Annotated in this window: 23 protein-coding genes; 20 read left to right on the plus strand and 3 right to left on the minus strand. The window is 72.2% G+C overall.

From position 1 onward, the window contains the following. Positions 1-33: 33 nt before the first annotated feature. From ACFWBY_RS16540 to ACFWBY_RS16550, 3 genes are all read left to right on the plus strand, one after another. Positions 34-1011, plus strand: coding sequence for a helix-turn-helix domain-containing protein (locus ACFWBY_RS16540; RefSeq protein WP_385332454.1), 978 nt, complete (start codon positions 34-36; stop codon positions 1009-1011). 24 nt (positions 1012-1035) lie between these two features. Continuing rightward, positions 1036-1527, plus strand: a complete 492-nt coding sequence (locus ACFWBY_RS16545) for a DUF456 domain-containing protein (RefSeq protein WP_385332192.1) — start codon at positions 1036-1038, stop codon at positions 1525-1527. Between the two features lie 83 nt (positions 1528-1610). Continuing rightward, the gene (locus ACFWBY_RS16550; protein WP_385332194.1) at positions 1611-1988 is read left to right on the plus strand and encodes a PPOX class F420-dependent oxidoreductase; all 378 of its coding nucleotides are present in this window, start codon (positions 1611-1613) and stop codon (positions 1986-1988) included. Between the two features lie 73 nt (positions 1989-2061). Here the strand turns inward: ACFWBY_RS16550 and rsgA are convergent, their stop codons facing one another. Further along, on the minus strand, positions 2062-3168 hold the full coding sequence (rsgA, locus tag ACFWBY_RS16555) for a ribosome small subunit-dependent GTPase A (RefSeq protein WP_385332197.1): 1107 nt from the start codon (positions 3166-3168) through the stop codon (positions 2062-2064). Between the two features lie 409 nt (positions 3169-3577). On the opposite strand from rsgA, the gene ACFWBY_RS16560 reads away from it, so the two are divergent. Continuing rightward, positions 3578-4447, plus strand: coding sequence for a TetR family transcriptional regulator (locus ACFWBY_RS16560; protein WP_385332199.1), 870 nt, complete (start codon positions 3578-3580; stop codon positions 4445-4447). 262 nt (positions 4448-4709) lie between these two features. Further along, the gene (locus ACFWBY_RS16565; RefSeq protein ID WP_385332201.1) at positions 4710-5117 is read left to right on the plus strand and encodes a VOC family protein; all 408 of its coding nucleotides are present in this window, start codon (positions 4710-4712) and stop codon (positions 5115-5117) included. A 52-nt stretch (positions 5118-5169) separates the two neighbouring features. Here ACFWBY_RS16565 and ACFWBY_RS16570 read toward each other — a convergent pair whose 3' ends face one another. After that, on the minus strand, positions 5170-6285 hold the full coding sequence (locus ACFWBY_RS16570; RefSeq protein WP_385332204.1) for a YihY/virulence factor BrkB family protein: 1116 nt from the start codon (positions 6283-6285) through the stop codon (positions 5170-5172). 17 nt (positions 6286-6302) lie between these two features. Between ACFWBY_RS16570 and ACFWBY_RS16575 the strand changes: the two genes are divergently transcribed. From ACFWBY_RS16575 to ACFWBY_RS16640, 14 genes are all read left to right on the plus strand, one after another. Further along, positions 6303-7946 carry an acyl-CoA dehydrogenase family protein gene (locus tag ACFWBY_RS16575; RefSeq protein WP_385332206.1) on the plus strand — a complete coding sequence of 548 codons (1644 nt, stop codon included), beginning with the start codon at positions 6303-6305 and terminating at the stop codon, positions 7944-7946. Between the two features lie 362 nt (positions 7947-8308). Further along, positions 8309-9562: a GAF domain-containing protein gene (locus ACFWBY_RS16580; RefSeq protein WP_385332457.1), complete on the plus strand. Its 1254-nt coding sequence runs from the start codon at positions 8309-8311 to the stop codon at positions 9560-9562. 37 nt (positions 9563-9599) lie between these two features. After that, positions 9600-10163: a GNAT family N-acetyltransferase gene (locus ACFWBY_RS16585; RefSeq protein ID WP_385332208.1), complete on the plus strand. Its 564-nt coding sequence runs from the start codon at positions 9600-9602 to the stop codon at positions 10161-10163. 193 nt (positions 10164-10356) lie between these two features. After that, positions 10357-10440: a putative leader peptide gene (locus ACFWBY_RS16590; RefSeq protein WP_312847410.1), complete on the plus strand. Its 84-nt coding sequence runs from the start codon at positions 10357-10359 to the stop codon at positions 10438-10440. Between the two features lie 205 nt (positions 10441-10645). Then, entirely contained in the window at positions 10646-12358 is a 1713-nt protein-coding gene (locus tag ACFWBY_RS16595; RefSeq protein WP_385332211.1) for a nitrite/sulfite reductase, read from the plus strand. Then, complete coding sequence (locus ACFWBY_RS16600; protein WP_214956597.1) at positions 12355-12534, plus strand: DpnI domain-containing protein; 180 nt, start codon at positions 12355-12357, stop codon at positions 12532-12534. Before ACFWBY_RS16595 ends, ACFWBY_RS16600 begins: the two co-directional genes overlap by 4 nt. Further along, positions 12531-13244 carry a phosphoadenylyl-sulfate reductase gene (locus ACFWBY_RS16605; protein ID WP_385332214.1) on the plus strand — a complete coding sequence of 238 codons (714 nt, stop codon included), beginning with the start codon at positions 12531-12533 and terminating at the stop codon, positions 13242-13244. The genes ACFWBY_RS16600 and ACFWBY_RS16605 overlap by 4 nt, the downstream gene beginning before the upstream one ends. A 53-nt stretch (positions 13245-13297) precedes the next feature. Then, a complete protein-coding gene (cysC, locus tag ACFWBY_RS16610) occupies positions 13298-13843 on the plus strand; it encodes an adenylyl-sulfate kinase (RefSeq protein WP_385332216.1) in 546 nt (181 codons plus the stop codon). Continuing rightward, positions 13840-14778 (plus strand): sulfate adenylyltransferase subunit CysD, encoded by a 939-nt coding sequence (cysD, locus tag ACFWBY_RS16615; RefSeq protein WP_385332218.1) that lies wholly within the window; start codon positions 13840-13842, stop codon positions 14776-14778. The genes cysC and cysD overlap by 4 nt, the downstream gene beginning before the upstream one ends. Before the next feature lie 2 nt (positions 14779-14780). Further along, positions 14781-16121, plus strand: coding sequence for a sulfate adenylyltransferase subunit 1 (locus ACFWBY_RS16620; RefSeq protein ID WP_385332220.1), 1341 nt, complete (start codon positions 14781-14783; stop codon positions 16119-16121). A 211-nt stretch (positions 16122-16332) separates the two neighbouring features. Further along, the gene (locus tag ACFWBY_RS16625) at positions 16333-17475 is read left to right on the plus strand and encodes an aliphatic sulfonate ABC transporter substrate-binding protein (RefSeq protein WP_385332223.1); all 1143 of its coding nucleotides are present in this window, start codon (positions 16333-16335) and stop codon (positions 17473-17475) included. Between the two features lie 37 nt (positions 17476-17512). Then, complete coding sequence (locus tag ACFWBY_RS16630; RefSeq protein ID WP_385332226.1) at positions 17513-18307, plus strand: ABC transporter ATP-binding protein; 795 nt, start codon at positions 17513-17515, stop codon at positions 18305-18307. Further along, the gene (locus tag ACFWBY_RS16635; protein WP_385332228.1) at positions 18294-19193 is read left to right on the plus strand and encodes an ABC transporter permease; all 900 of its coding nucleotides are present in this window, start codon (positions 18294-18296) and stop codon (positions 19191-19193) included. The genes ACFWBY_RS16630 and ACFWBY_RS16635 overlap by 14 nt, the downstream gene beginning before the upstream one ends. Before the next feature lie 64 nt (positions 19194-19257). Then, positions 19258-20049 (plus strand): sirohydrochlorin chelatase, encoded by a 792-nt coding sequence (locus ACFWBY_RS16640; protein WP_385332460.1) that lies wholly within the window; start codon positions 19258-19260, stop codon positions 20047-20049. Between the two features lie 25 nt (positions 20050-20074). On the opposite strand, the gene ACFWBY_RS16645 is transcribed toward ACFWBY_RS16640, so the two are convergent. After that, positions 20075-21076: a ketopantoate reductase family protein gene (locus tag ACFWBY_RS16645; protein ID WP_385332230.1), complete on the minus strand. Its 1002-nt coding sequence runs from the start codon at positions 21074-21076 to the stop codon at positions 20075-20077. A gap of 44 nt (positions 21077-21120) precedes the next feature. On the opposite strand from ACFWBY_RS16645, the gene ACFWBY_RS16650 reads away from it, so the two are divergent. Further along, positions 21121-21978 (plus strand): aldo/keto reductase, encoded by an 858-nt coding sequence (locus tag ACFWBY_RS16650; RefSeq protein ID WP_385332233.1) that lies wholly within the window; start codon positions 21121-21123, stop codon positions 21976-21978. Positions 21979-22004 lie beyond the last annotated feature (26 nt).

A 22004-nucleotide genomic window follows, 5' to 3' on the forward strand; every position in this document is an offset into this window, starting at 1 on the left:
CAGGGACGCCGTGGAGAGGGTTGGGTGGACCGGATGCTGGGTGCGATAGGCCTCGACGAGGGACAGGAGTCGGCGTACCGCGCGCTGGTCGCGCTGGGGGCGGCGGAGATACCCGACCTCGCGCACCGGCTGACGCTGCCGGTGCCGCAGACCGAGCGGGCCCTGCGCCACTTGGAGCGCCAGGGGCTGGCGGCCCAGTCCTCCGCCCGGCCGGGCCGGTGGGTGGCGGCCCCGCCCGGGGTGGCGCTCGGCGCGCTGCTCACCCAGCAGCGTCACGAGCTGGAGCAGGCGGAGCTGGCGGCGGCGCTGCTGGCCGAGGAGTACCGGGCGGAGGCCTCCGAGCCGGCCGTGCACGACCTGGTGGAGGTGGTGACGGGCGCGAGCGCGGTGGCCCACCGCTTCCACCAGCTCCAGCTGGGCGCGGTGGAAGAGGTGTGCGCGCTGGTCGGCGGCCGGCCGCAGGTGGTGACGGGGACGGACAACGAGGCGGAGGAGCGGGCCTCGGTACGGGGCGTCGCCTACCGGGTGGTCATCGAGCGGGAGGTACTGGCCCTGCCGAGCGGGATCCGGGAGGCGACGACGGCGCTGGCGCGCGGTGAGCACATCCGGGTGACGGGACAGGTTCCGACCAAACTGGTCATCGCGGACCGGGCGCTGGCCATGGTGCCGCTGACGGCGCGCGGCGCCGAACCGGCCGCGCTGGTGGTGCACGCGTCGGGTCTGCTGGAATCGCTGATGGGCCTCTTCGAGGCGGTCTGGCGGGAGTCGCTGCCCCTGCGGCTGGGCTCCTCCGGCGCTCCGGAGGAGGGGGACGGCGGCCCGGACGCCACGGATCTCGAGATCCTTTCGCTCCTCCTTGCGGGCATGACGGACGCCAGCGTGGCGAAGCATCTGGAGCTGGGTCTGCGGACGGTGCAGCGACGGGTCAAGGGCCTGATGGAACTGTCCGGGGTCACGACCCGGCTCCAGTTGGGCTGGATCGCCTACGAACGGGGCTGGGTGGCCCGGTAGCCCCAGGTCAGGCACGCTGAGCAGATGGATCTGCCTCAGCTGCCCCAGGTCCTCCTCGTGGGGATGGTGCTGCTGCTCGGGGTGGTCGCCGTACTGGTCCCCGGCGCGCCGGGGACCCTGCTGGTCTGGGCCGGGCTGCTGTGGTGGGCGCTGCACGAGCGCTCGACGGTGGCGTGGGGGCTGCTCGTGGGGGCGACCGCGCTGCTGCTGGTGGTTCAGGTGGTGAAGTGGCTGCTGCCCCCTCGGCGGCTCCGGGGCGTGGGCGTAACCCGGAGGATGGTCGTCTCCGCGGGCACGGGAGCGGTACTGGGCTTCGTGCTGCTGCCGGTGATCGGGACGGTCCCGGGCTTCATGGGCGGGATCTACCTCTGCGAGCGGCGCCGGCTGGGCACCCACGGCGAGGCGTGGGCTTCGGTCCGTGCGGTGATGCGGGCGGTGGGGACGAGCGTGCTGGTGGAACTGTTCGCGTGCCCGCTGGTGGTGGGCGCGTGGGTGGGCACGCTGCTGTGGGCGTAGCCGTCCCGGCCGTCCTGCCGGGCCGTTCGGCGTAGGTCCACGGCCCGATGCGCCGGGCGGCGCGGGCTGGGATCGTCTCCCGCATGACGGACTTCAAGGGTTTCAGCGAGCCTGAACTGGCATACCTTCGCTCGCAGCACCTGGGGCGGCTGGCGACCGTCGACGCGGCCGGGCAGCCGCAGGCGAACCCGGTGGGGTTCTTCCCGCAGGACGACGGGACGGTCCTGGTGGGCGGGCGGGCGATGGGCACGACGAAGAAGTGGCGCAACCTCGCCGGGAACCCCCGGCTGTCCCTGGTCGTGGACGACCTGGTGAGCACCCGCCCGTGGAAGGTCCGGGGCATGGAGATCCGCGGCCGCGCCACCTTGGAGACCGGCCCGCACTCCCTGGGCCCCCACTTCGGCCCGGAAGTGATCCGCATCCACCCGACCCGGGTCCTCACCTGGGGCCTCGACACCTGAGGATCAGCCGCCGCACGGCGGCACGCCCGCGGCTTCCCCGGTCGGTGCCGGGGAGGCCGCGGGCGTGTGTTCGTCAGGCCCGGCCGGTGCGCTTGGCCGCGTAGTTCGCGCGGCCCTCCGCCGAGCGGAGCCGCCAGTCCCGCCTGAGCTCCGAGCGGAGCCTGGCGTCCGTCTTGGCGACGATCCGCTGGTTCTCCCGGAGCAGCTTGCGGTAGCTCTCCAGCCGCCGCTCGGGCAGCTCGCCGCCGGCCACCGCCGCGGTCACCGCGCACCCCGGCTCGGCCTCGTGCGCGCAGTCGTGGAAGCGGCACGCGCGGGCGTACTCCTCGATCTCCGAGAAGACCTGCCCGACGCCGGCCTCCGCGTCGAAGAGACCGACGCCCCGCAGCCCGGGGGTGTCGATCAGGACGCCGCCGCCCGGCAGTGCGAGGAGGTTGCGCGTCGTGGTCGTGTGGCGGCCCTTGCCATCGGCGTCGCGGGTCTCCTGGACCTCCATCACGTCCTCACCGAGCAGCGCGTTGGCCAGCGTGGACTTGCCCGCGCCGGAGATCCCGAGGAGCACGCTCGTACCGCCCCCGACGACCGCGGCGAGCACGTCCGTGCCCTCCCCGGTCATCGAGGACACGGTGAGGACCTGGACGCCGGGCGCCGTCGTCTCGACGTCCTCGACGAGGTGTCCGAGGGTGACCGGGTCCGGGACCAGGTCCGCCTTGGTCAGGACGACGAGCGGCTGCGCCCCCGATTCCCAGGCGAGCGCGAGGAACCGCTCGACGCGGCCGAGGTCCAGTTCCACGGCCAGTGACACCGCGATGATCGCGTGGTCGACGTTCGCGGCGAGGATCTGCCCCTCGGACCGCTGGGAGGAGGTCGACCGCACGAAGGCGGTCCGGCGCGGCAGGTACGTCTTCACGTAGCGCGGATTGCCGTGTGCTTCCAGTACCGCCCAGTCGCCGGTGCAGATGACCCGGAGCGGGTCGTGCGGGGTGACGAAGGCGGTGTCGGCGCGGACGGTGCCGTCCGCCGTCATGACGTCGCACTGGCCGCGGTCGACCCGTACCACCCGGCCGGGCACGAGGCCCTGCTCGGCGTACGGCGTGAACTCGGCCGCCCAGGCGTCGTCCCAACCGTAGGGGCTGAGGGCGTGCGAGAGCGAGGCCTGCGGGAAAGAAGAGAAAGACAAGGGAAACCCTTCACAGGGTGGCCCCGGCGGTGCGCGCTGCTACAGAACGCGAGAGGAGTGTGAGGTCAGCCGGAGACCACAGAAGTGACATTGATGGTCTTCTGAGTGCGGGCAGCGCCCTGCGCCATGACAGTCATCAATGAACTCACCTCCGGGTCGGCATACGTGCTGACGAGCGGTCCGCGCCGATCGGCGGGAACGGCCCCACCGTAACAAGCCCTCTCGGGCGCGCGCCAGTTCTTTTTGCGGGCCACGGGACGGCCGGTCTTGCCTGCGGTCGGCGGCGTCGGCGTACGCCCCCTGACGAAGCGTCCGGAGGGAATCACCGAAGAAGAACCGGACTTACCGCCGGTCAGGCGCGATCGTGGGGATCCGACTCCAAGTCGCGGAGCCCACTAAGCTGTTCTGCATGGAGAACCGCGGAACCGTAGATTCTGAGACGCTTTACGAGACGCGGAGCGTCTCCGTCGCGTCGCGTGACGAGTCGATCACCGAGTCGCCTTCCGACACCAGGAAGCGGATCCTGCGGGTGTCCATGGAACTGTTCGCGGTCCACGGCTTCCACGAGACCTCGCTGCGGGAGATCTCCGAACGGGTCGGCGTGACCAAGCCGGCGGTGCTCTACCACTTCCCCGGCAAGGCCGACATCCTCGGCGCCCTGGTCGAGCCGATGCTCCTCGACCTGGCGGCGGCCCTGGCCCGCGCCGCGGCGGCCGCCGGTCCGGACGCGTCCGGACCGGGCGGCTCCGAGCGGTCCGACCGGTCCGACCGGTCCGACCGGGCACGGTGGGCCGCGATCGAGGGGGTCCTCGACGTCTGGCTCGAACACCGCCACCTGCTCCGCCTGAACCTCCAGGACATGGCCCCGGCCACTCCCGGCCCGGCCTTCGCCCGCCTGCGCGACGCCATGCTCCGGGCGAACGCGCTCGTCGCGGGCGCGGATCCGGGGTTCGCGGAGCGGGTGCGCGCCGCCCAGGCCATCGCGATGCTCTGCGACCCGGTGGCGCTCTTCGCGGACGCCCCGGTCCCCGATCTGCGCGCGGCCGTCCTGGACGGCGTACGGCGGCTGCTGGACGGGCCCGCCCCGGCCGGCCGGCCGGCCGGGCGGCCCGTTCCCGGAGGCCGGCGCGGGCGGCCCGCCGCGATGAGCCCGGCCATGGTCGAGGCCGCCCGCCGGATGCACGCGGCGGGCAGCGGGGCGACCGCGATCGCCGCCGCCCTCGGCGTCTCCCGGGCCACGGTCTACCGGCACCTGCCGCCGGAGGAGGACGCAGGGTGACAGATGTCCGGTCGTTCGCGACCGGACCGCCGTGGCGCGCCTTCTCGCACGGTCACAGCCCCAAGGGCTGTCCCACGATCCCCGGCGGGCGCACGACGACAACTACGGCACCTCGCAGCGTTGTCGAATCGACCGGATGCGCCGAGCATGAGGACGCCCCCCCGCCCCGGGGGCACCTCCCAGCGGTAGCTGGGGGAGATGCACCGCATCTGACGCCGTGCGCCGATCCACCGGGGATACGGGACAGCCCTAGGCTGACGCCATGACTCCCCGACTCGACATGATCGGCATCGTCGTCTCCGACATGGCCGCCTCGCTCGCCTTCTACCGTCGTCTCGGCCTCGACGTCCCCGCCGGGGCCGAGTCCCAGCCGCACGTCGAGGCCGTCCTGCCGGGCGGGTTGCGGATCGGCTGGGACACCGAGGAGGTCATCCGCTCCTTCGACCCGGAGTGGAAGCGGCCCGCGGGCGACGGCCGGGTGGGGCTCGCGTTCCTGTGCGACTCCCCCGCCGAGGTGGACTCGCTGTACGCGGAGCTGACGGGCGCCGGACACAAGGGCCACCTGGAGCCGTGGGACGCCTTCTGGGGGCAGCGCTACGCCGTGGTCCTGGACCCGGACGGCTCCGGGGTCTCCCTCTTCGCGGCGGCCGCCCCGGCCGATCCCGCCTGACCGGCCGGATCCCGCCAACCGGCGACTGCGGCGACCCGGCCGCGGCCGGTGGTCAGTGCTTGCGCAGGCGCGAGTGGTAGTCCTCCGGCGGGAGGAACTTCGACCAGCGCTCGGGGAACTCCGAGGGCATGTCGTCGCCATCGTCGTCCTCCGACTCCCCCTCCGCCAGCGCCCGCCAGGCGGCCGCCCTCGCCACGAGCTGGGCGGCCTCCGCCTCGCGGACCCGCTCGTTCGCCTCGCGCGCCGCCGCCGTGGCCACCGAGGGCCAGACGCGGTCGATGGCGGCGTTGACGGCCGCGCCGACGAGTACCGCGAAGGCCGAGATGCCGATCCACAGCAGGACCGCGACGGGGGCCGCGAGCGATCCGTAGATCGTCGGGCCCTCCACGGTGTTGGTGAGGTAGATCCGCAGCAGGAACGAGCCGAACACCCACATGGCGAGCGCCACCAGCGCGCCCGGCACGTCCTCGATCCAGGGCGAGCGGACCGGGACGGACACGTGGTAGAGCGTCGTCAGGAAGACGATGGAGAGCAGGGTGACGACGGGCCAGTACAGGACCTCGATCACCTCCGTGCTCCACGGCACCAGCCGCACGACCGCGTCCGGGCCGACCACCATCAGCGGCAGCACGATGGCGCCGATCAGCAGGGCGATGACGTAGAGGAGGAAGGCGAGCAGCCGGGTCTTGACGATGCCGCGGTGGCCGTCGAGCCCGTACATGACGGTGATGGTGTCGATGAAGACGTTGACGGCGCGCGAGCCCGACCAGAGGGCGAAGGCGAACCCGAGGGAGATGAGGTCGGGGCGGCCCCGGTTGGTGACGTCGTCGAGCATCGGCTTGGCGATGTCGTTGACGCCCCGGTCCGACAGGACGGTGCCGACCGCCCGCAGGATGTTCTCCTCGATGCTGGCGACGGTCGTCCCGCCCGACCATCCGTCCACGTAGCCGAGCAGGCCCAGCAGGCCGAGGAAGAGCGGGGGCAGTGAGAGCAGCGTGAAGAAGGCCGCCTCGGCCGCGAGGCCGAGGATCCGGTACTCGATGCACGAGTTCACGGTGTCTTTGAGCAGCAGCCACGCCATCTTGCGCTTGGAGACGTTGCGGTAGAGGACGCGGGCCCGGTGGAGCCGTCCTGGAATCCGCTCGACTGTTTCTTTTGCTGGCTGCACGTCCTTACGGTATCCGCATGGCAGCCACCACCCACACAGTCACCAACCAGGCCCCGCCCCTCGTGGGCTACGACGTCTACGGCGGCGACCGGGCCCTGAGCGAGGGCGTCGAGCGGCACCTCGCGGACGCCCCGCCCGAACTCGCCGCGGAGGTAAGGCGGGAGCTCACGGACCTCGGGCTGTCGGCCGGGTCCCGCCAGGCACAGGACTGGGGGACCCAGGCGAACGAGAACCCGCCGAAGCTGCGGACTCACGACCGCTACGGGAACCGGATCGACGAGGTGGAGTTCCACCCTTCGTGGCACCGGCTGCTCGGGCACGCGGTGGGCTCCGGGCTCACCGACGCGTGGGGCCGGCCGTCGGGGCACCTGCGGCGCGCGGCCGGGTTCTTCGTGTGGTCGCAGGCGGAGTCGGGGCACGGATGCCCCGTCTCGATGACGCACGCGGCGGTACCGGCGCTGCGGACCGATCCCGAGCTCGCCGCCGAATGGGAGCCGCGGCTGACCTCGCACGTGTACGAGGAGGGGCTGCGGCCGGCCGGGCAGAAGGCCGGCGTGCTCTTCGGCATGGGGATGACCGAGAAGCAGGGCGGCAGCGACGTACGGGCGAACACGACGGCGGCGGTGCCGCTGGACGCGTCGGGCGAGTACCTGCTGACGGGCCACAAGTGGTTCTGTTCGGCGCCGATGTGCGACGGCTTCCTTGTGCTGGCGCAGGCGCCGGGCGGGCTGACGTGCTTCCTTGTGCCGCGGGTTCTCGCGGACGGGACGCGCAACGTCTTCGCGATCCAGAGGCTGAAGGACAAGCTGGGGAACCGGTCGAACGCTTCGAGCGAGGTGGAGTTCGACAGGACGTGGGCGCGCAGGGTGGGCGAGGAGGGCCGGGGCGTGCGGACCATCATCGAGATGGTCGCGGCGACCCGGCTGGACTGTGTGATCGGCTCGGCCTCGCTGATGCGGGCGGCGCTGACGCAGGCCGCTCACCACGCGGAGCACCGCTCCGCTTTCGGAGCGCCGCTCATCGATCAGCCGCTGATGCGCAACGTGCTCGCCGACCTCGCCCTGGAGTCCGAGGCGGCCACCACCCTCACCCTGCGCCTCGCCGCCGCGTACGACGCCGGCACCGACCAGGAGCGGGCCTTCCTGCGCATCGCGGTGCCCGTCGCGAAGTACTGGGTGACCAAGCGCTGTACGCCGATGGTGGCGGAGGCACTGGAGTGCCTGGGCGGCAACGGCTACGTCGAGGAGTCGGGACTGCCCAGGCTGCTACGCGAGTCCCCGCTGAACTCCATCTGGGAGGGATCGGGCAACGTCCAGGCCCTCGACGTGCTGCGCGCGCTCCAGCGCGAGCCGCAGGCGCTGAACGCCTTCCTCCAGGAAGTCGGGCAGGCACGCGGCGCCGATCACCGGCTGGATTCGGCCATCAAGGGCCTGCTGACCGAGCTCGCGGACCTGGAGGGCATCGAGGCGCGCGCCCGCCGGGTGGTGGAGCGGATGGCCCTGGTCCTGCAAGGTTCCCTGCTGGTCCGCTGGGCCCCGCCGGAGGTGGCCGACGCCTTCTGCGCCTCGCGCCTGGGCGGTGACTGGGGCGCGGCCTTCGGCACGCTGCCGCACAGCCTGGACCTGGGAGCGGTGGTGGAACGGGCCCGGATCGCCGGCTAGCGCAGGGCCCCAACCCTCCGGAAGCACAGCGGGCGAAGACCCGGGCCCGTTGACCTGGTCCAGGGATGGCGCCGCGCCGACTCGGCACCACCCCTGGACCGAAAGCCCCGAGGAAGGAGCTGTCACGCCGCTCGGCGGCGTCCGCACAGTTTCGTTCGGGCGACCGGGACTTGGCGAGAGTTGCATGACGTTGCAACCTTTGACTCGGAGCCGCCCGGCGGGCGTGCCGGACGCACCGCAGGGCGGCGCGCACGGGACGGGACCACCCGGAGGGCGGGATCCGTCGTACGGCTGTTCCACACGGGGAGGTTCCGGTGGCCCACACCACAGGCAGTGCGGTCGATGTGGCGCGCATCTCGGCCATGGACGCGCGGGACGCCGCACGCCTGCTCAAGGGCGTACGGGCGGCCGCGCTCGCCGGGGACCGGCCGCCGGCCGCGCCGCGGCCGGAGATCGCCGAGTCCTGGCGCCGGATGCTGGCGGGCGGGGTCCACCCGGACCGCGACACCCGCTCCCGGATGCTGTCCGCCGCCGAGACCGAGGAGCGGCGCCAGACTTCGCCGCTACGGGAACTGCTGCCGGTCCTGCGCGAGGGGCTGCTGCCCTCCCTGGACGAGGCCCTGCACATCATGGTCGTCGCCGACTCCGACGGCCGGCTGCTGTGGCGGGAGGGCCACACCTCGATCCTGCGCAAGGCGGACCGGCTCGGCTTCGCGGTCGGCGCCGACTGGGACGAGGCCGTGGTCGGCACCAACGGCGTGGGCACCGCGCTGGTGACCCGCAGACCGGTGCAGGTCTTCTCCGCGGAGCACTTCGTGTCCAGCCACCACGACTGGACCTGCGCGGGAGCCCCCGTGCGCGACCCGCGGGACGGGCAGCTGCTCGGGGTGGTCGACGTCAGCGGGCCGCTGGCGACCATGCACCCGGCGACCCTGACATGGGTGGCCTCGGTGGCCCGCCTCGCGGAGCGGGAGCTCCGGGTGCGCCACCTGGAGTCCTTGGAGCGGCTGCGGTCCGTGGCGGCCCCGCTGCTGGCACGGCTGCCCGGGCAGGCGCTGGCCGTCGACGCGCACGGCTGGACGGCGGCCGTCACCGGGCTCGCGCCGACGGAGCGGATCCCGCTGCCCAAGTCGTTCGGCCCGGGTCGGGTGTGGGTGCCGCAGCTGGGCGACTGTTTGGTGGAGCCGCTGCCGGGCGGCTGGCTGCTGAGCGTCTCGCAGACCCGTGCCGGCGCAGCGGCCGCCACCCGGGTCGTCCTGGACCTCGCCGGCCCCGGGGCCTGCCTCGCGACCGTCTACGGGGCCGCGGGCAGCTGGTCGCAGGAGCTGACCCCGCGCCACGCGGAGCTGTTGTTCCTGCTGGCGGAGTCGCCGAAGGGCCGCTCGGCCGCCGAGCTCGCCCTCGAACTCTTCGGCGACCCGACCCGCACGGTGACGGTCCGCGCGGAGATGTCCCGGGTGCGCCGCAACCTGGCGGGCGTGCTGGCCCACCGCCCGTACCGCTTCGCGCAGGACGTGGAGGTCGAGCTGGTGCGCCCCGCGGACCCGGCCGCCCTGCTGCCCCGTTCCACGGCTCCGGCGGTCGTCAGGGCCCGGCGGGGACGGACGGAGCCCTGAGGGAACCGCGGCCGGCGCGTGTGGTTCCCTGGCGTACATGAGCACCATCACGCTGACCACCTGGTCCCTGGAAATGACCTCTCCGTCCGATCTGGTCCCGGCGGCCGTCCCCGGCCCGGAGATCCGGATCGTGCGCTCGGAGGTCCCCTCCCCGGAGTTCAGCCGCTTCCTCTACGCCTCGGTGGGCGGCGACATCCACTGGACGGACCGGCTGTCGCTGACGCGCGCGCAGTGGATGGAGCAGCTGGGGCGGCCCGGCGTGGAGACGTGGGTGGCGTACGACCGGGGAACGCCGGCGGGATACGTGGAGTTCGATCCGCAGCCGGACGGCGTGGTGGAGATCATGTACTTCGGCCTCCTCCCGGACTTCCGGGGCCGGCGCATCGGCGGCCACCTGCTCACGGTGGGCATCGAGCGGGCCTGGTCGCTCGCCGAGCGCTGGCCGGAGCTGCCCCCGACGCGGCGCGTCTGGCTCCACACGTGCAGCCAGGACGGCCCGACCGCGATGGACAACTACCTGCGGCGCGGCTTCAAGGTCTTCAAGGAGGAGTCGGAGCCGAAGGAGTCCGCCCCGACCCCCGGCCCCTGGCCCGGCGCGTAACGGCCGACCCGCTCGAAGGCCCGTACGGCCCCGCGCGAGGACCCGTACCGGCCCCCGGACAGCCATGGGGTCGGCGGGTCCAGCGGGGTCCCCGAGGTGACGCCCGTCACGGGCATCTCGTGATGCGAGACGACTTCGTCCGCATCATGGACAGTAGTGGACTCCTCCAATCGCCACATGCCACGCTTCCGCCATGAACGGAGCTGGAATTGCCTTGGTGAGTCGGCGGCACGTCGACCTCGGCCGCATGTCCAGCGCCATCTGTCCGGCGCGCTGACGGAAATCGGCACCGCCGCGACAGCGCTCCGCGCCGCTGCCGCCGCGGACGCGCGAACACCGCCCGCCGTACCCGCACACCGCAGTCCCCTGTAGGCCGTACACCGCCCTGACCGGCGGCGATCAGCCACATCCGCTCCGTGCCAGGGGTCCCGCCGCCACTCCCCCTGCCCTTGCCTTGAGCCGTTGAAGAAGGACGTACCGTCATGGCCGCCACCCCCGAAACGCCCGCAGCCGCCGCACCCGCTGCCGCCGCCGCGCGCCGTAAGACCGGCCGCCACCGCGGTGAGGGTCAGTGGGCCGTCGGACACCACACGCCCCTCAACGGCAACGAGCAGTTCAAAAAGGACGACGACGGTCTCAATGTGCGGACACGCATCGAGAACATCTACTCCAAGGCGGGCTTCGACTCGATCGACCCCAACGACCTGCGCGGCCGTATGCGCTGGTGGGGCCTGTACACCCAGCGCAAGCCCGGGATCGACGGCGGCAAGACCGCGATCCTGGAGCCGGAGGAGCTGGACGACAAGTACTTCATGCTGCGCGTCCGCATCGACGGCGGCCGGCTGACCACCGAGCAGCTGCGCGTCATAGGCGAGATCTCCCAGGAGTTCGCGCGCGGAACCGCCGACCTCACGGACCGGCAGAACGTGCAGTACCACTGGATCCGCATCGAGGACGTCCCGGAGATCTGGCGCCGCCTGGAGGCCGTCGGCCTCTCGACCACCGAGGCCTGCGGTGACACGCCCCGCGTGATCCTCGGTTCGCCCGTCGCCGGCATCGCGCGCGACGAGATCATCGACGGCTCCCCGGCCATCGACGAGATCTACCGCCGCATCGTGGGCAACCCGGACTTCTCCAACCTGCCCCGCAAGTTCAAGTCCGCGGTCTCCGGCTCGCCGCTGCTCGACGTGGCGCACGAGATCAACGACATCGCCTTCGTGGGCGTGAACCACCCCGAGCACGGTCCGGGCTTCGACGTCTGGGTCGGCGGCGGTCTCTCCACCAACCCCAAGCTCGGCGTGCGCCTGGGCACCTGGGTCTCGCTGGAGGAGGTCCCCGACGTCTACGAGGGCGTCATCTCGATCTTCCGCGACTACGGATACCGCCGGCTGCGCACCCGCGCCCGGCTGAAGTTCCTCGTCGCCGACTGGGGCCCCGCCAAGTTCCGCCAGGTCCTGGAGGACGAGTACCTGGGGCGCAAGCTCACCGACGGCCCCGCGCCCGAGCAGCCCAGCGGCCAGTGGCGCGACCACGTAGGCGTCCACCAGCAGCAGGACGGCCGCTTCTACGTCGGCTTCGCGCCCCGGGTGGGCCGGGTCGACGGCGCCACCCTGACCAAGATCGCGGACGTGGCCGAGCGGCACGGCTCCGGCCGGCTGCGCACCACCGCCGAGCAGAAGATGATCGTGCTCGACGTGGAGGCCGACAAGGTCGACTCGGTCGTCGCGGCCCTGGAGTCGCTGGACCTGCGGGTCAAGCCGTCCCCGTTCCGCCGCGGAACGATGGCCTGCACCGGCATCGAGTTCTGCAAGCTGGCCATCGTCGAGACGAAGGCGCGCGGCGCCTCGCTGATCGACGAGCTGGAGCGCCGCCTGCCGGAGTTCGCCGAACCGCTCACCATCAACATCAACGGCTGCCCGAACGCCTGCGCCCGTATCCAGGTGGCGGACATCGGTCTCAAGGGGCAGCTGGTCCTGGACGACGACGGCAACCAGGTCGAGGGCTACCAGGTCCACCTCGGCGGCGCGCTCGGCCTGGAAGCCGGATTCGGCCGCAAGGTCCGCGGCCTCAAGGTCACCTCGGCCGGTCTGCCCGACTACGTCGAGCGGGTCGTCACGCGCTTCCAGGAGCAGCGCGAGGGCGGCGAGCGCTTCGCCGCCTGGGTGACCCGTGCGAAGGACGAGGACCTCTCGTGAGCGAGCGCGCGGCACCGTTCTACTGCCCGTACTGCGGCGACGAGGACCTGTTCCCGAACGAGACGGGCCACGGCGCCTGGGAATGCAGGGCCTGCAATCGAGCCTTCCAGCTGAAGTACCTCGGGCTGCTGGCCCGGGGCGTTCAGTCCAATGACGCTGGAGGGGACGAGATATGACCACCATTCAGGATTCCGGTCTCAAGGCCGGCAGCCTCAAGGCGCTGGCCGAGCAGGCGGGCCGGGACCTCGAGGACGCCTCCCCGCTGGAGATCCTCACCTGGGCGGCCGAGACCTTCGGCAAGAAGTTCGCCGTGACCTCCTCCATGGAGGACGCGGTCGTCGCGCACCTCGCCTCCCGCGCCTTCCCCGGCGTGGACGTGGTCTTCCTCGACACGGGCTACCACTTCGAGGAGACCATCGGCACCCGCGACGCGGTCGAGGCCGTGATGAACGTCAACGTCATCACGCTCACCCCGCGCCGGAGCGTCGCCGAGCAAGACGCCGAGTACGGCCCGAAGCTGCACGACCGCGACCCCGACCTGTGCTGCGCGCTGCGCAAGGTCAAGCCCCTCGAAGAGGGCCTGACGGCGTACGACGCGTGGGCGACGGGCCTGCGCCGCGACGAGTCCCCGACCCGGGCGAACACCCCGGTGGTCGGCTGGGACGAGAAGCGGCAGAAGGTCAAGGTCTCGCCGATCGCCCGCTGGACCCAGGACGACGTGGACGCGTACGTCCTGGAGCACGGCGTCCTGACCAACCCGCTGTTGATGGACGGTTACGCCTCCGTCGGCTGCGCCCCCTGCACCCGCCGGGTGGCCGAGGGCGAGGACGCCCGTGCCGGCCGCTGGGCCGGACGCGGCAAGACCGAGTGCGGACTGCACGGCTGATGACGGCCGGCAGCGCGACCACCGAACGTACGGAACCGACGGAGACGAAGCAGATGAGCGTGAGCGACCAGGGCGCCACCGTGTGGCTGACCGGGCTGCCGAGCGCGGGCAAGACCACCATCGCCTACGCGCTGGCCGAGCGGCTGCGCGCCGAGGGCCACCGCGTGGAGGTCCTCGACGGCGACGAGATCCGGGAGTTCCTCTCCGCCGGTCTCGGTTTCAGCCGCGAGGACCGGCACACCAACGTGCAGCGGATCGGCTTCGTCGCCGAACTCCTCGCGTCCAACGGCGTCAAGGCGCTCGTCCCGGTGATCGCGCCGTTCGCGGACAGCCGGGAGGCCGTCCGCAAGCGGCACGCCGCCGAGGGCACCTCGTACCTGGAGGTCCACGTGGCCACCCCGGTCGAGGTGTGCTCCGAGCGTGACGTGAAGGGCCTGTACGCCAAGCAGGCGGCGGGCGAGATCTCCGGTCTGACCGGGGTCGACGACCCGTACGAGGCTCCGGACTCCCCGGACCTGCGTATCGAGTCGCACACGCAGTCCGTGCGGGAGTCGGCTTCGGCCCTGCACGCGCTGCTCACCGAGAGGGGTCTGGCATGACGACGACCGTCGCACACGTCCACGAAGGGACGGACGCGCCCTACGCGCTGTCGCACCTCGACGCCCTCGAGTCGGAAGCCGTTCACATCTTCCGCGAGGTCGCGGGCGAGTTCGAGAAGCCGGTGATCCTCTTCTCCGGCGGCAAGGACTCGATCGTCATGCTGCACCTGGCGCTGAAGGCGTTCGCGCCGGCACCGGTGCCCTTCACCCTGCTGCACGTGGACACCGGCCACAACTTCCCCGAGGTCCTGGACTACCGGGACCGCGCGGTCGCCCGGCACGGCCTGCGCCTGCACGTGGCCTCCGTCCAGGAGTACATCGACGCCGGCAAGCTGCGCGAGCGCCCCGACGGGGTCCGCAACCCGCTGCAGACGGTCCCCCTCACGGAGGCGATCCAGAGCCTGAAGTTCGACGCCGTCTTCGGCGGCGGCCGCCGCGACGAGGAGAAGGCCCGCGCCAAGGAGCGCGTCTTCTCCCTGCGCGACGAGTTCTCCCAGTGGGACCCGCGCCGCCAGCGCCCCGAGCTGTGGCAGCTCTACAACGGCCGCCACGCGCCGGGCGAGCACGTGCGCGTCTTCCCGCTGTCGAACTGGACCGAGCTGGACGTGTGGCAGTACATCGCCCGCGAGTCCATCGAGCTGCCGGAGATCTACTTCGCCCACGAGCGCGACGTCTTCAAGCGCAACGGCATGTGGCTGACGGCCGGCGAGTGGGGCGGTCCCAAGCAGGACGAGACCACCGAGACCCGGCTGATCCGCTACCGCACCGTCGGTGACATGTCCTGCACCGGTGCCGTCGACTCCGACGCCACCACGCTGGACGCCGTGATCACCGAGATCGCCGCTTCCCGGCTCACCGAGCGGGGCGCGACCCGCGCCGACGACAAGATGTCCGAGGCCGCGATGGAAGACCGCAAGCGCGAAGGGTACTTCTAGAAATGACCTCCACCACCGAGCAGTTCGCCGATGTTTCGGCGACCACCCTGCTGCGCTTCGCCACCGCCGGCTCCGTCGACGACGGCAAGTCCACGCTCGTCGGGCGCCTGCTGCACGACTCCAAGTCGGTCCTGACGGACCAGCTCGAAGCCGTCGAGGCCGTCTCCGCCCAGCGCGGCCAGGACACCCCCGACCTGGCGCTGCTCACCGACGGCCTGCGGGCCGAGCGGGAGCAGGGCATCACCATCGACGTCGCGTACCGCTACTTCGCCACGGCCCGGCGCCGGTTCATCCTCGCCGACACCCCGGGGCACGTGCAGTACACCCGGAACATGGTCACCGGCGCCTCCACGGCCGACCTGGCCGTGGTCCTGGTCGACGCCCGCAACGGCGTGATCGAGCAGACCCGCCGTCACGCGGCCGTCGCCGCACTGCTGCGGGTCCCGCACGTGGTGCTGGCCGTCAACAAGATGGACCTGGTGGCCTACGAGGAGTCCGTCTTCGCGAAGATCGCCGAGGAGTTCACCGCGTACGCCTCCGACCTGGGCGTCCCGGAGATCACCGCGATCCCGATCTCGGCACTGGCCGGGGACAACGTGGTCGAGCCCTCCGCCAACATGGACTGGTACGGCGGCCCCACGGTCCTGGAGCACCTGGAGACCGTCCCGGTCAGCCACGACCTCACCGCCTGCCCGGCGCGCTTCCCGGTGCAGTACGTGATCCGTCCGCAGACCGCCGAGCACCCCGACTACCGCGGCTACGCCGGCCAGATCGCCTCCGGCGTGCTGCGGGTCGGCGAGGCCGTCACCGTGCTGCCGTCGGGCCGCACCTCGGTCATCGAGGGCATCGACGCGCTCGGCGAGAGCGTCGACATCGCCTGGGCCCCGCAGTCGGTGACGGTGCGCCTGAAGGACGACATCGACATCTCGCGCGGCGACCTGATCGCGCCGTCCGCGAGCGCTCCCGCCACCACGCAGGACGTCGAGGCGACGGTCTGCCACGTGGCGGACCAGCCCCTGGCCGTCGGCGCCCGGGTGCTGATCAAGCACACGACGCGCACGGTCAAGGCGATCGTCAAGGAGATCCCCTCGCGGCTGACCCTCGACGACCTGTCCCAGCACCCGAACCCCGGGCAGCTCGTGGCCAACGACATCGGCCGGGTCGTCGTCCGGACCGCCGAGCCGCTCGCGCTCGACACGTACGCCGCCTCGCGCCGCACCGGGTCCTTCCTGCTGATCGACCCGGCGGACGGCACGACCCTGGCGGCCGGCATGGTCGGCGAGTCCTTCGCCTCCACGGCCGAGACGACCGTCCAGGCCGATGAGGAAGGGTGGGACTTCTGATCATGCCCACCGACATGTACTCCACCTTCGCGAAGGAGGGCGGCCGAGTGGGCAGCGGCGCGCTCGGCAGCGGCCAGGGAGGGGTGGGGCGATGTGCGTGATGACGTACGCGCACCGCATGCGCGCCCACACCCCCCACGAGCCGTACCTGCCCCCGCTCCGTAAACGAAGACGTGCGTCGTGACACGACGCTACGAGAGGAAGCCCTCCCGTGCCTGCCATCGGTACCACCCGTTCTGCGCTTTCCCGTAATGGCCTTCGCCGCGGCATCGCCGCCGCTGCCGCCCTCCCGCTCCTGATCGGCGCGCTCGCCTCCTGCGGCTACGGCTCCGAGGCCTCGAAGGACGACGCTTCCGCGAAGAACGCCGCGGCCGACTCCGGCAAGAAGCTGTCGGCCTCCGAGGTCCGCATCGGCTACTTCCCGAACCTGACGCACGCCACCGCGCTGGTCGGTCTCCAGGAAGGCCTGATCGCCAAGGAGCTCGGCGCCACCACGATCAAGCCGCAGTCCTTCAACGCCGGCCCGTCCGAGATCGAAGCCCTCAACGGCGGCTCTCTCGACATCGGTTTCATCGGCCCCTCGCCGTCGATCAACGGCTACGTCAAGTCCAAGGGCTCCAACCTGCGGATCATCTCGGGTTCGGCCTCCGGGGGCGTCAAGCTGGTCGTGAACCCGGACAAGATCAAGACCCTGGACGACCTCAAGGGCAAGAAGATCGCCACCCCGCAGAAGGGGAACACGCAGGACGTCGCGTTCCTCAACTGGATCTCCTCGCGGGGCTGGTCGGTCGACCCGGAGTCCGGCAAGGGTGACGTCTCCGTGGTCCGTACGGACAACAAGGTCACCCCGGACGCCTTCAAGCAGGGCTCGATCGACGGCGCCTGGGTGCCGGAGCCCACGGCCTCCAAGCTGGTCTCCGACGGCGGCGCCGTCCTCCTCGACGAGACCTCCCTGTGGCCCGACAAGAAGTTCGTGATCACGAACATCATCGTGTCGCAGAAGTTCCTCAAGGAGCACCCGGACGTGGTCGAGGCCGTGCTCAAGGGCACGGTGAAGACCAACGAGTGGATCAACGCCAACCCGGACAAGGCGAAGGCCTCGGCGAACGCGAAGCTCGCGGCGGACAGCGGCAAGCCGCTCGACGCGAAGATCATCGACCCGGCGTGGACCAGCATCCTCGTCACCGACGACCCGCTCGCGAGCACGCTCAAGACGGAGTCCGAATGGGCGGTCAAGGCCAGGCTCATCGAGGAGCCCGACCTTGCCGGCATCTACGACCTGACGCTCCTGAACAAGGTGCTCAAGGCGGCCGGCAAGCCCGAGGTCTCCGACGCCGGTCTCGGCACCAAGTAACCAGTCCCCGTCCCGAATCCCCCAGGAGGTGACGACCATGGCCACCACGCTTGCCAAGGCTGCCGAGGGCACCGTAGCGGAGCAGACGCACGCCGCCCGTATCGAGCGCGTCTCGAAGTCCTTCTCCGGCCCGGCCGGATCGCAGCTCGTCCTGGACGACATCAGCCTCGATGTCGCTCCCGGAGAGTTCGTCACCATCCTGGGTGCCTCGGGGTGTGGAAAGTCCACCCTGCTCAACCTGGTCGCGGGGCTCGACAAGCCGACCGCCGGCGCCATCGAGACGCCCGGTGGGCGGCCGGCCCTGATGTTCCAGGAGCACGCCCTCTTCCCGTGGCTCACCGCGGGCAAGAACATCGAACTCGCCCTGCGCCTGCGCGGGGTGGCCAAGGCGGAGCGCAGGCCGGAGGCCGAGCGGCTGCTGGAGCTGGTCCGCCTCGGCGGCGCCTACGGCAAGCGCGTCCACGAGCTGTCGGGCGGCATGCGCCAGCGCGTGGCCCTGGCCCGGGCGCTCGCCCAGGACAGCCAGCTCCTATTGATGGACGAGCCGTTCGCGGCGCTCGACGCCATCACCCGGGACGTCCTGCACGGCGAGCTCACCCGCATCTGGGAGGAGACGAACCTGTCCGTCCTGTTCGTGACGCACAACGTCCGCGAGGCCGTACGGCTCGCGCAGCGTGTGGTCCTGCTGTCCTCACGGCCCGGCCGGGTCGCGAAGGAGTGGACCGTGGGCATCCCGCAGCCGCGCCGCATCGAGGACGCGGACGTCGCGGAGCTGTCCCTTGAGATCACCGAACACCTGCGTGGGGAGATCCGCCGCCATGGCCAGCACTGACATCAAGCCCAAGGGCAAGGACGGCGGCACCGACGATCTCGCCGGCCTGGAGGCGGGACTCGACGCCCTCGACGCCGTCCAGACCCACCGCACGCCGCTCCGTGAAGTCCTCGTCAAGAAGATCCTTCCGCCGGTCGTCGCCGTCGGCCTGGTCCTCGTCGTCTGGCAGGTCCTCGTCGCGGCGAAGGTCACCGACGAGACGAAGCTCCCCGCGCTGTCCTCCGTCTGGGACAGCCTGGCCGACATGTGGCTCAAGGGCACCCTGCTGGAGGTCGTCTGGACCAGCGTCTCGCGCGGTCTGCTCGGCTTCCTGCTGGCGCTGGCCATCGGCACGCCGCTCGGCCTGCTGGTCGCCCGGGTGAAGTTCGTCCGCGCCGCGATCGGCCCGATCCTCCAGGGGCTGCAGTCGCTGCCCTCGGTCGCCTGGGTACCGCCGGCCGTGCTCTGGTTCGGGCTCAACGACACGATGATGTACACCGTCATCCTGCTGGGCGCCGTCCCGTCCATCGCCAACGGCCTCGTCTCCGGCATCGACCAGATCCCGCCGCTGTTCCTGCGGGCCGGACGCACCCTGGGCGCCACCGGCCTGCGCGGAGCTCGGCACGTCGTCATGCCCGCTGCCCTGCCCGGCTACCTCGCCGGCCTGAAGCAGGGCTGGGCCTTCTCCTGGCGCTCCCTGATGGCCGCCGAGATCATCGCCAGCTCGCCCGACCTCGGCCTCGGTCTCGGCCAGCTGCTGGAGAACGGCCGCAACAACATCGACCTGCCGGGCGTGTTCCTCGCGATCATCCTGATCCTGGTCGTCGGCATCGCGATCGACCTCCTGATCTTCAGTCCCGTCGAGCGGTGGGTGCTGCGCACCCGCGGCCTGCTGGTCAAGAGCTAGTCCCGTGTTCTCCGTACAAGGCCCCAGCCACAGCGGGCAGCTCGCCGTCACCGGTCGGGCCGGTCTGAACGGTCAGGCCGGTCAGGCCGGTCAGGCCGGCGGTCCGCCGGCGCTGCTGGTCATCGCCCACGGCAGCCGCGACCCGCGGCACGCGGCGACCGTGCACGCCCTCACCCGGCGGGTGCGGGCGCTGCGGCCGGGACTGCGCGTGGAGACGGCCTTCCTCGACTTCGACGGCCCGACCGTCGGCCAGTCCATGGCCGCCCTCCACCTGGCGGGCGTACGGGAGATCGTGGCGCTCCCACTGCTCCTGACGCGGGCGTTCCACGCGAAGTCCGACATCCCGGCGGTGCTCGCCGGGGCCGCGTCCCACCTGCCGGACCTCGCGGTCCGGACCGCGGACGTGCTCGGCCCGTCCCCGCTGCTGCTGGCGAACCTCGAACGCCGCCTGTGGGAGGCCGGACTCACCCCGGCGGACCGCGCCACCACCGGTGTGGTGCTCGCGTCCGCCGGCTCCTCGGACCCGGAGGCGATCGCAGTGATCGCTGAAACCGCGCGGGAGTGGCGGCGCACCGGTTGGTGTGCCGTGCGGCCTGCGTTCGCCTCCGCTGTTCTCCCCCGTACGGAAGACGCCGTACGGGCCCTGCGCGCGGAGGGTGTCCGGCGGATCGCGGTGGCGTCGTACGTCATCGCCCCCGGCCGACTGCCGGACCGCATCGCGGCGGGCGCCGAAGCCGCGGGCGCCGACGTGGTGGCCTCGGTCCTGGGTCCCTCCCCGGAGTTGGCCCGCCTGCTGCTGCGCCGCTACGAGGCCGCCGCCGTCGCGCCCGCCCGTGTCCCGGCCCTGACGGCCTGACGCCCGGGCCGGGGTCCGAGACGGCCTAAACCCGTGCCTCGGCCTCGTCGGCCAGCGCCGTCAGGTCCTCGACGGACATCGCGCCCGGCGGGAGCCCCTCCCGGGCGAAGATGTTCGCCGCGTGCCGCAGCGTGTCGTTGACCGGCGTCGCGACCCCGTGCAGCCGCCCGAGCAGGACGATCTCCCCGTTGAGGTAGTCCGCCTCCACCGAGCCCGTCCCCCGCGCCAGGCTCTGCCAGGACGAGCCGCCCCGCACCCCCGCCGGCTGCTCCACCTTGCCGTCGCGGGCCGCCGACTGCTCGGCGTCGGAGGCGTAGGGGATCCCGGCGGCCGCGAAGGCCGCCTTCGCCTCGCGGACCGCCCGCAGCATCAGCGCCGCCTTCGCCGGGTCCGGCTCGGGCCCGGTCGTCGCCTGGATCGCGTTGCCGAGGTTGCCCAGCAGCTTCGCGTGCTTCCACCGCATGACGTCCTCGACGACCGGCGCCTCGAATCCGGACTTCTCCAGGTCGGCCGCGATCCGCCGGGCCCGCGCGTCAACGCCCCCCGCCGCCCTTCCGAGGTGCAGGATCCCGGTCAACGGCGCGCACAGCGCGGAAACCACCCCCGGCTCCAGGAACGTCGCCGGCAGCCACACGCAGACCCCGTACACGCGCGCGAAGCGCCGTAGGGCGAGGCGTTCGCTCTCGACGCCGTTCTGCGCGCACAGCACCGGCAGCCGCTGGGCCGCCGTCCCGCCGCCCGCGACCTCCGCGTCGCCCCAGGCGTCGAGCGCGGCGAGCGCGTCCTGGGTCTTGACCGTCAGCAACAGCACGTCGTCCGGCCGCAGTTCGCCGAGCTCGGCCGGTCCGTCGACGACGGGCAGCCGGTGCACGCGCTCCCCGTCCGCCGTGGTGAGCCGCAGCCCGTCCGCCCTGAGGGCCTGCGCGTGGGCGCCGCGCGCGACCAGGACGACCTCGCCGCCCGTCTCCGCCAGCCGTCCGCCGATGGTCGCGCCGATCGCCCCGGCGCCGATGATGATGTAACGCATCCCCCGAGCCTGGCACATCGGCGCCACCGGGCTACTGTCGGGCCATGCCCGGACACGCGGACGACACGTTCCTCCTCGGCGGGGACCTTCCCGTACGCCGCCTCGGTCTCGGTACCGGCGGACTGGTCGGCGCCGGCTACTGGGGCCCGCGGGCGGGCCGCGCCGAGGCTCGCGCACTGCTGCGCGCCGCCGTCGAGGGCGGCGTCACCCTGATCGACACCGCCGACAACTACGGCCCCCACCTGGCCGAGGAGCTGGTCGCCGAGGCCCTCCACCCGTACGGGGAGCGGCTGGTGGTCTCCACCAAGGGCGGCGTGGTGCGCACCGGGCCGGACCAGTGGCACGCCGCGGGCCGGCCCGAGGAGCTGCGGGCCATGTGCGAGGCGAGCCTGCGCAGGCTCCGCCTGGAGCGGATCGACCTCTACCAGCTGCACCGCTTCGACCCCGCCGTCCCGGTGGCGGACCAGCTGGGCACGCTGGCCGAGCTCCGGGCGGAGGGCAAGATCCGCCACATCGGGCTGAACACGGTGACGGCGGACCGGCTGCGCGAGGCCCTGGCCCTCGTCCCGGTGGCCTCCGTCCAGAACCCGTACAACCTGCTGGACCGCTCCTCGGCGGAGCTCCTCTCCCTGTGCGAGGCCCGCGGGATCGCCTTCCTGCCGTACTACCCGCTGGGCAGCGGCGCCCTGACCCGCGAGGGCGCGGCCGCGCTGACGGCGGTCGCCGCCGAACACGGCGCGTCCACCGGCCAGATCGCCCTGGCCTGGCTCCTGCGCCACTCCCCCGTCCTGTGCCCCACGCCGGGAACGGGCTCCCCCGACCACTTGGCGGAGAACCTGGACGCGGCGGCCGTACGGCTGACCGCGCGCGAGGTGGCCCTGCTGGACGCCCTGACGGACTGAGCCGTCCGTTCCCGGTCCTGTTCCCG

It is taken from the genome of Streptomyces sp. NPDC060049 (assembly GCF_042736715.1).
In the GTDB taxonomy this organism is placed as follows: domain Bacteria; phylum Actinomycetota; class Actinomycetes; order Streptomycetales; family Streptomycetaceae; genus Streptomyces.